This is a genomic window from Nostoc sp. 'Peltigera membranacea cyanobiont' 232 (genome assembly GCF_002245985.1).
In the GTDB taxonomy this organism is placed as follows: Bacteria; Cyanobacteriota; Cyanobacteriia; order Cyanobacteriales; family Nostocaceae; genus Nostoc.
The window spans coordinates 60,573-69,887 of record NZ_NOLK01000035.1; the positions used below are offsets into that span (position 1 = coordinate 60,573).

Annotated in this window: 5 protein-coding genes; 4 read left to right on the top strand and 1 reads right to left on the bottom strand. The window is 41.8% G+C overall.

Annotation, left to right across the window (positions count from 1 at the left end; translation table 11 throughout):
* Positions 1-28: 28 nt before the first annotated feature.
* From CDG79_RS14390 to CDG79_RS14405, 4 genes are all read left to right on the top strand, one after another.
* On the top strand, positions 29-2,086 hold the full coding sequence (locus tag CDG79_RS14390) for a serine/threonine-protein kinase (protein WP_094342721.1): 2,058 nt from the start codon (positions 29-31) through the stop codon (positions 2,084-2,086).
* A gap of 478 nt (positions 2,087-2,564) precedes the next feature.
* The gene (locus CDG79_RS14395) at positions 2,565-3,545 is read left to right on the top strand and encodes a magnesium transporter CorA family protein (protein ID WP_094342722.1); all 981 of its coding nucleotides are present in this window, start codon (positions 2,565-2,567) and stop codon (positions 3,543-3,545) included.
* Between the two features lie 110 nt (positions 3,546-3,655).
* Positions 3,656-5,164 (top strand): acyl-CoA synthetase, encoded by a 1,509-nt coding sequence (locus tag CDG79_RS14400; protein WP_094342723.1) that lies wholly within the window; start codon positions 3,656-3,658, stop codon positions 5,162-5,164.
* Between the two features lie 787 nt (positions 5,165-5,951).
* Positions 5,952-6,638, top strand: coding sequence for a methyltransferase family protein (locus CDG79_RS14405; RefSeq protein ID WP_094342724.1), 687 nt, complete (start codon positions 5,952-5,954; stop codon positions 6,636-6,638).
* A 179-nt stretch (positions 6,639-6,817) separates the two neighbouring features.
* Here the strand turns inward: CDG79_RS14405 and CDG79_RS14410 are convergent, their stop codons facing one another.
* On the bottom strand, positions 6,818-9,088 hold the full coding sequence (locus CDG79_RS14410) for a DUF1796 family putative cysteine peptidase (RefSeq protein ID WP_094342725.1): 2,271 nt from the start codon (positions 9,086-9,088) through the stop codon (positions 6,818-6,820).
* Positions 9,089-9,315 lie beyond the last annotated feature (227 nt).

Consider the following 9,315-nt stretch of genomic DNA (forward strand, 5'->3'; position numbering starts at 1 on the left):
CAAAAGATTTATATATCTATATTGATTGATGCCTATTCATTTACGAGATGGACGCTACCGAATACTAAAAGTTCTGAATGATGGGGAAAAGCCAGAAACCTATCTAGTGGAGGATGCTAATTTTCCTGAGAGCCAATTTATAGTAAAACAGTTACGTAATCCTAGTAGCAATCCTCAAACTCTAACCAGCCTACGCTACTTGTTTGCTAGTAAAGCAGCAACTTTAGAAAAACTAGGGCAGGAACACGATCGAATTCAGAAGCTAATTGCTTACTTTGAAGAAAACGAAGAATTTTATATAGTTCAAGAATTTATCCCTGGTAATCCTTTAACTGACGAAATTATCCAGGGACAACCTCTGAGGGAAGACCAAGTAATTAATTTTTTATCAGAGATATTAGAAATTTTGGTGATTGTACATAGCTATGGCGTAATTCATCGGGACATTAAACCAGCAAATATTATTCGTCGGGAATCAGATAAAAAGTTAGTTTTAGTTAATTTTGGGACTTTGAATGAAGCCATCACTAATACCATTGATAATCTCGAATATATGCCTATAGAACAAGTTAACGGTAACGTTAAGTATAACAGCGATCTATATGCTTTAGGTATAGTTGCGATCGCAGCACTTCTAGGTTTACCTGCAAACGAAATATCTAATTTGCGAAATCAGAAAAATCGGCTGACAGGTGAAATAGTTTGGCAGAACAAAAATATAAAAATTAGCAGAAAATTAGCAAAAATTATTAATAGAATGGTGCGCTTTGACTATCGTAAGCGTTACCAGTATGCAACTGAAGTTTTAGACGATCTGAAAAAGTTAACAAATGTTGAAGTTGAGCCAAAACAGCACGATAAAAAATTATTAATAGTTTTGACCGGGATAGTTGGCTTGATCGCACTTGGGGTAGGAGTATGGTTTTTGCATTCGCCAAAACCTGTAAGTAATGCTCAAAAACAATTATATCAAGAAGGAGTAAATAAATATGAGGCAGGAAACTATGAAGGGGCAGTTGAAGATTTCAATCACGTTATTGAACTAGATCCACAAAACGCTTTGGCTTATAATAGGCGAGGCGATGCTTATTATCGATTAGGAGACTACGAGCAAGCAGAAGCAGACGCGAGTCAAGCCATTTTACTTAATCCTCAAGATGCTAATGCCTATTTTGACCGAGGATTTGCTTTTTCGGAATTAGGCAAATATAAAGAAGCGATCGCAGACTATACCCAAGCGATTAAGTTAAATTCTGAGGATGCTTATGCTTACTATGGCCGGGGGTTAACCCGCGTTCAACTGAAGGATAATAAAGGGGCGATTGGAGATTTTAGCAAAGCGATCGCTCTCAAACCCCAGTATACTGAAGCCTACTTACAGCGAGGTATTCTCCACCGTCGCCTCCGACAAAGACTTGAAGCAATCCAAGATTTTGATAAAGTAATTAAGATTAATCCTAGTGATGCCAAAGCTTATTATCAAAGGGCTTTAACTCAATCTCTTAATAAACAAAAATATGCAGCACTTAAAGATTACACCGATGCACTTAACATCAATCCCAAATATATAGAAGCCTATCTTAATCGCGGTGATGTTTATAGCGATCTAGGAAATAAAGTCGAAGCGACTGAAGATTACAATACTATTTTACAGATCGATCCTAAATTTATTGCCGCTTATATCCACAGAGGTATACATCGCTTTTCTTTCGGAGATTATAAGGGTGCTATTGAAGATTATACCGAAGCCCTGAAACTAGATCCTAATAATATAGCAGCTTACAACAACCGTGGTAACGCCTATCTCGAACTAGGAAATAAAAAATCTGCCAATCAGGATTATTCACAAGCGATCGCAATTAATGCTAACAACGCCTTAGCCTACTATAACCGGGGTGTGATTCGCACCAAGCAGAAAAATAAACAGGGTGCGATCGCAGATTTCAAAAAAGCTGCCAAACTGTTCCAACAGCAAGGCGAAAAAGATAGTTATCAAGATGCACAGAGAGAAATTGCAATTTTGCAAAATAATTCAGAACCACTGAAAACTACTCGCCCTAAATCGGGGAAAATAGAAAAAAATTGAGCTATAGGACTAGTATTTGATTTTTGAAATCCATGTAGGGTGCGTTAGCAAGGAGAGTACGGCACTATCCCAAGCTTATAGTGCGTTACGAGGTTCTGTCTAACACATCCTACAGATACTTATATTTTTCAATAATCAAATATGATTCCTGTATGACTCAATACAGTCATACCATTTTATGAGTATTTCTTTTATACTATTAACCCAATCTGTGCCAATACCTTTGAGTTAAAGCTTTATCCTCCATCATCCTCTTTAAAAAAGAGGGAATTAAACGCCGGATTCAGACCCCGTTTTTAAGGAGAGTTTGGGGGATTTTCCGAGGTAAAATATCACTAACACCAAGCCAGCCTATTGCAATATGTCTATTTCCGACAGTAAATCATAGGCTTTGACATTTTATATGTCGTTGTAGTCAAATAAATTATCGCTCAACATGAGTCACCAGATTTTCTCAAGACTCAATTAGGATGGCTATATGTTAATTCTCCTCACTTTTTATCCAGATAATCTGGAAATATTCACCCATCGAGATGTCGATACGGTACTGAAAAGAATTGATGGTTCTCACAGTATTTGGTTGCGCTGTATTCACTTCCGCGATCGGACTGGAACAGCCAAAATTATCAAGCACTTTGAACTCAATCCATCTCGGGTTAATATGATTTTCAACCATTCACCTTTAGGAATTGATGAAGATGTAGAAGATTGTTTATTTGACAGCTATGAAATTCTAACTGCTCAAATAAAAAATCATGAATTTGAGGTTGCGCGTGGTAACATTGTAGTCGGGAAAAATTTTATTCTCACCTTTGAAATTACTGAACTCAAAGTTTTAAGTATTCTAGTTAATAATCTCCAAAAACGCCCTCTTGATGTTAATAATTTGGGAATTGATTATATTTTTTATCTCATTTTTAAAGAAACTTTGAATAATTATCATACTGTATTTGAATATATTTCTAGAAAACTTGATGATTTAGAAGATGAAGTGTTAGATGATTCTGGTGATGAATCAACGTACCAAAGAATTGCCACAATGAGGCAATCTACTCGTTCAGGACGGCGTAATTTTCAAAGCATTAAGTCACTTATGGCTATTATGGATTACGAAGATTTCCGATGGATCGCCCAGCCAGTAAAAGAACTATTCAAAGAAGAATTGGTTTATCAAGTTGATAAATTATGGCAAGAATATCAAGCTTTGAGAGCCTGGATGTCAGAATTAATGGAAATTCAACGCGATAATATTGCTAGCAAAACTGGCGAACGAATTAATCGTCTGACTATCCTCTCGACCATATTCTTACCAATTACCTTCATGTCTGGTTTCTATGGTATGAACTTCAAATATATGCCGGAATTAGAGCAACCTTGGTCTTATCCTGTTGTAATCTGTGTGATGGCATTAATTGTGATTGGTAGTATTCTCTATGCTAAAAGACAACGTTGGTTATAGCATCTATTAAGTTATAGAGGATTGCTGGAATAGTAAAATTTACATCTCGTTTGGTATTGCTATATGCTTTCTGTAAGTAGACTGCATCAACCCTAAAACGGTAAATAAACGTGAATCTACCATTGATTATTCGTGCTGAAGAACACAGCGAGAAAATAGCCATTACTACAACGGATGGATCGTTTACCTATCGGGATTTGCTCCACACTTCCAGTCAAATAGCAACAAATATTCTTCAAAATGCAGAAGATTTACAAGAGGAGCGAGTTGCCTTTCTCATCCCGCCTGGATTTGAGTATGTAGCCACTCAATGGGGAATTTGGCGTGCTGGTGGCATAGCTGTACCTCTGTGTGTTTCCCACCCGCGCCCAGAATTGGAGTATGTAATTACCAATTCTGAAGCATCGATTATTGTTGCTCATCCCAATTTTGAAGGTATACTGCGATCGCTCGCCGAAGAACACAATTTGCGATTTATCCTCACCTCAGAAACACTCCCATCTCATGTTACTCGTCTCCCAGAGGTAGATATCGCTAGACGCGCCTTAATTCTCTACACTAGCGGTACAACAGGTAAACCCAAGGGTGTGGTTACAACTCATCAAAATATTCAAGCGCAAGTGACTAGTTTGATCGCTGCTTGGGAATGGACATCTAGCGATTCTCCTGCGGAGACGCTGCGCGAACGCATTTTACATATATTGCCACTACATCATATTCATGGAATTATTAACGTACTGACTTGTGCTTTATGGGCTGGAGCGGAGTGTCATCTGTTGAGCAAGTTTGATACCGAAACCGTTTGGAGGCGAATTTGTGACGGTGACTTAACCCTATTTATGGCAGTACCAACGATTTATGTAAAGCTCATTGCTGCTTGGGAAAATGCCTCTAAAGAACGTCAAAAAACCATGTCAGAAGGCTGTGCTAAGATACGTCTGATGGTTTCTGGTTCAGCAGCCTTACCAGTTCAAGTTTTAGAAAAATGGCAGAGTATTAGCAGCCATTTTCTGCTTGAGCGATATGGGATGACGGAAATTGGCATGGCACTATCGAACCCTTTACACGGTGAACGATTGGCTGGATATGTAGGAAAGCCTCTACCTGAAGTTGAAGTGAGATTAGTTGATGAGAATGGGCACTTAGTCCCAGGCGGAACACCAGGAGAAATCCAAGTTAGAGGGCCTGGAGTGTTTCTCGAATATTGGCAAAACCCTGAAGCAACCGCCAAAGCCTTCCAAGATGGCTGGTTCTGTACTGGAGATACCGCCGTAGTTGAGGACGAGAATTACCGTATTCTGGGACGGATGAGTGTGGATATCATTAAAACCGGAGGGTATAAAGTTTCAGCTTTAGAAATTGAAGAAGTATTGCGATCGCATCCAGATATTCAGGAATGTGCAGTGGTTGGGGTTGCAGATATAGAGTGGGGCGAACGGGTTTGTGCTGCATTAGTATTGCAAGGGTCACAACCTTTGACATTAGAATCTTTCAGGAGTTGGGCAAAAGAGCGATTGGCTGTTTATAAAGTGCCAACCCAAATTTTGATAGTTGAAGAATTACCGCGCAACGCTATGGGAAAAGTGACTAAACCGACAGTGGTTGAGCTATTTTGCTGATAGCGATCGTAGCTCGTCTGTTGTAGTTTTTCAGAGCTAGCCGCGAGGCTTGTTGACAACATTAGAAGACATAAGGTAGAAGATAAGCACAATTCAAAAAACTTAAAATTCTCCTGCATGGTAACACTACGCCGCATGTAAGCGCTTGGGAGTTGATGTCATAGAACTACCTGGAGGACATTGCCCACATTTATCTCGTCCTGCTCACCTTGCCTCAGTATTAACTAATAATAAATATAGGAATCCGGTTTGATTTATGAAAAGATACGTAGGGGAGCCAGTCGTGTGGGCGGGTTTCCCGACTTGAGCGTTAGCGACGCAGGAGCGTCACTGGCGTTGTGTTAGCACGGAGAGTACAGCACCAAATCCTTGATAATGGTGCGTTACGAACTTCGTTCTAACACACCCTACATACCTAATTTTGTTCAAAAATCAAATAGGAGTCTTATAGATTGGCAAAATTTGCGGCGAATGATTGTGAAGGTTATGCGGCTTCAATTTGTTTATGTGACAATAGGTCTGTGCCGAATGGCACGCTTGATAAGGGAAAATCGTTGAGGCAGCAGGGGTGCAGAGGAGCAAAGGAGCAGGGGAGAAAGAAGAAATTTTAGGCATTGCGTTCAGATATTTAGAAATTTCCCTCTGCACCCCTGCCCCTCTGCCCCTCTGCAATGCTTACGCCGCTTACCCTTCAGCTTAACTTAGTGCCATTCAGGTCTGTGCCTGTTTGTTAATGTTCCACGTCCAGTCTAAATCTACATAGTTCAATGCTAAGGAGCTTGTATTCATGGCAGCATTCCTGAAACCTGTGGGATTGATTTTTGCCCTGTTGGCCGTTATCGCTATGTTGATTGTGATTCCATCTGCACAGTTTGGAGTCTTAGGAGACTGGAGAGTAGTCTTCTTATCAATCAGCTATTTCATTTTCTTTCTGGGAACAATTTGGCGAGTTATTCGCTATGGTCAGCTAGCAAACCGTCAAGAAGACCGACAAGTTCAAGCCACTTCTGGGCGTGTAGCCTCGCTGATTACAGTTGTTGGGTTACTAAGCGTACACTGGCTAACGCTATACACCTTTTCACTTCAAGACCAGACATTAAATACAAGCGTTAATCAATATTTAACTGTAATTGCAATTGCCTTAGTTTTTGCTGCAATTTTTGTTAGTCAGGTTGCGATTAAAACTTTAGGCAAATTCTTTGACCGTCTGATAATTAAATCAGATCATCAGTTAGTTACTGATGGTATCTATAGTTTAATTAGACATCCCATCTACACAAGTTACATTCTTCTATTTCTTGGATTTTGCATCATGTTGCAGAGTCTATGGGGTTTAGGTCTGTTGTTAACGGTCTGTATAGTTTGGTTTGGTAATAGGATTACAATTGAAGAACAGATGTTAGAAGAGCGGTTCGGCGAGGAATATCAATCGTATTGTCAGCAAACCAAGCGCTTATTTCCATACGTATATTAGAATCTGCTGTATAACACTGCGCTGAACCAGAACAAAGCATAAGCTATCTGTTGGGTTGTAAAGGTTGTCTGCGTCCGGTTAGCTTCGCTGTTAGACTGACAACCTGCAATAAATTTCAGGATTGAGCAATCAAAGACCGTTGGTGCAGCCTACCGCAGGCATCATGCCTAACTAATTCCTTACCCCTTTGGTATTTTAGGCGGACACCAAAAGAGGTTTTTACTAGACACCCCAAGGGATTCCAGAATTCTTCGCATCACCTCTGTGCAGTACATCCAATGCCCCAAATCGTCATACATGCGATCGGGATTAAACTCGACATTATAGTGCAGCACATTGGGAAGGTCTAAAAACTCATCATCGCTTTGAGGAGAAAGAAGCAAGAGATGAAATGGCTTCCCGTGGCATTGTTTTTGCAGCTTGTTGACTAAATCTATCACACCACCGCGATCGCTAATTCCTGTACGGACGAAAAGCACTTTATCGCAGTGCTGCAATGCATACCAAAACCTTTCAGAGCGTGCTGTGTAGCGAACCCGCATCCGTTCATGGACGGGAAACATATCGTTTGTGGGGTCGTCTTTCTCCTCAACTTCATGGGCAAAGGATAAACCCGACCACTTACTATGGTAAATTCTGCCTGCGTCGGGGCTGTAGTGTAGAAAGGCAGGATTCCACATATCATCAAAACCGTATTCGATCGCATCCGCAACATCTCCAATATTGGTGGTGCGCGTTAGATCGAAGGGAAAGGCGGGGCCATCATATTCCATTTTATATAACATCATGCGGACGGCACAGCGATCGCCAAGGGGAAGAATCGCCACACGGCTGATATCCGCTAATTTACATTTGTATTGGAAAAACACCGCAGATTTAGGTGGTGCTTTCACCCGGCTTTCTAGCCCATCCTTACCAATCATCATCGTGCGAAATGGGGCATCGGGATAAAGCGGATCTTCGTAGACACCTGATGACATGGCTTTAAGTGCGTTGCAAACCTCCGTCCACATCGGCTGGATATTGTACTCGTTATCTGATTCGTTGATTATCCAGAGGTGGCGTTCATCTGCTTGCAAAATTCCCAGATGTCCGTCATAGAACAAAACTTGTGAGTTATTTGGCGGAAAGAGATTGAAGGCGGCGCTATATTCTAAGTCTGCGCCAGGGGGGATATTTACTGTGGTGGCGATCGCACCGTCTTCTTGCACGGCAAAGAAAGGTAGCGTCCCCGGCTTGACAGACTTCGCAATGTAAATACCTGGTATCAATTCTGCCCTATTTTGTAATGCAGTTTGCAATTCCTGCCAATAGGGAGCGATGGTATAGCTGTATTGTGATGGATTAACAATCCGTAAATGCTTTTCTTCAATACAGACAGAGATATGAAAGCCGGCATTGTCAAAGTAGATGGGAAATTCATTCGGTTGCCGGCAGCGTTGTTTTTCGTTTGCCAATTCGTCTTTGTCGATGTCGAATAGGTGCTGGTCGATCTGCTGAAACATGAGGCTGTGGCCGACAGTGTTCGGGTGAGCCGGATCGAAGGATATTCCTGCTTTCCATCGTCCTTGGCCATCATCCACAGCTACCAACCAATCTAGTACAGTTACATCCCAACTTAGCATCCGCTTGTGTGTGTCTCGAAGCAGCCAGTAATGTTCCAAAGAATAGTCACCATTGGGATAGACACCGCCCAGAATCGGAATTGCTCCAATATCGCGCGTAATTTTCACCAGATGCTGCAAGCCACTTTCAAACCGCCGTTGTACTGTGCGGCGTTCGTTAGGGGGACAGTAGGCTAACCCTTCGTTGCCCAGAGACAAAGCAATGATTACAATATCGGGTTGTTCTGGGGTGACAACTGAGCCAAATCGAGCGATGGTTCTGCTGACATTCGCCCCCACTTCCGACACATTCACGAGTTGACGCCCATATTTTTGCTGTAAAGCCTCTGCTAACAACCAGACCCAACCTTTCAAAAACCAAGCTTTATGACCTAATGCGACGGAACTACCAATGACCACAATTTTGAGTCTGTCAGCCCCTTCTTCCACGGGCATCTTGACAGCCGATTTCTCAATGTATCCAAATGGGTAAGGCTGTAAATAACCGAATGCGCCATCATCCACAATAATCGTGCTGGAACGATCCTTAGAGTCAATAGGTATCCATCGATTTGTATCGAATAAGCTCTCCCATCGGGCGTTGCCGTTGGCATCGAGGCGGACATACTTGTATTCAACTCTCTGGCGTAGACACGAAGTGGCTTGTCGTGAGACATTGCCTAACTCTTGAATGTCAATATCTGCCCACCATAAAGGATAGCGATCGCCACTTGTACGCAGGTGGACACATTTGTTGATGTCCCACAGTCCCAACTCTGGAGTAGAACCGACGACACCTATGGATTCACCTGTTTGTGTGTATGCAGTTATCTGGAATCGATACATAAATTTCATCCTGATTTAATGAGTACGAAACCAGACAAGAAGGCTGAATCGAATGGCACGCTTGATAAGGGAAAATCGTTGAGGCAGCAGGGGTGCAGAGGAGCGGAGGAGCAGGGGAGAAAGAAGAAATTTTAGGCAATTGCGTTCAGATATTTAGAAATTCCCCTCTGCACCCCTGCACCCCTGCCCCTCTGCAATCCTTACGCTGCCTACCATTCAGCTTAACT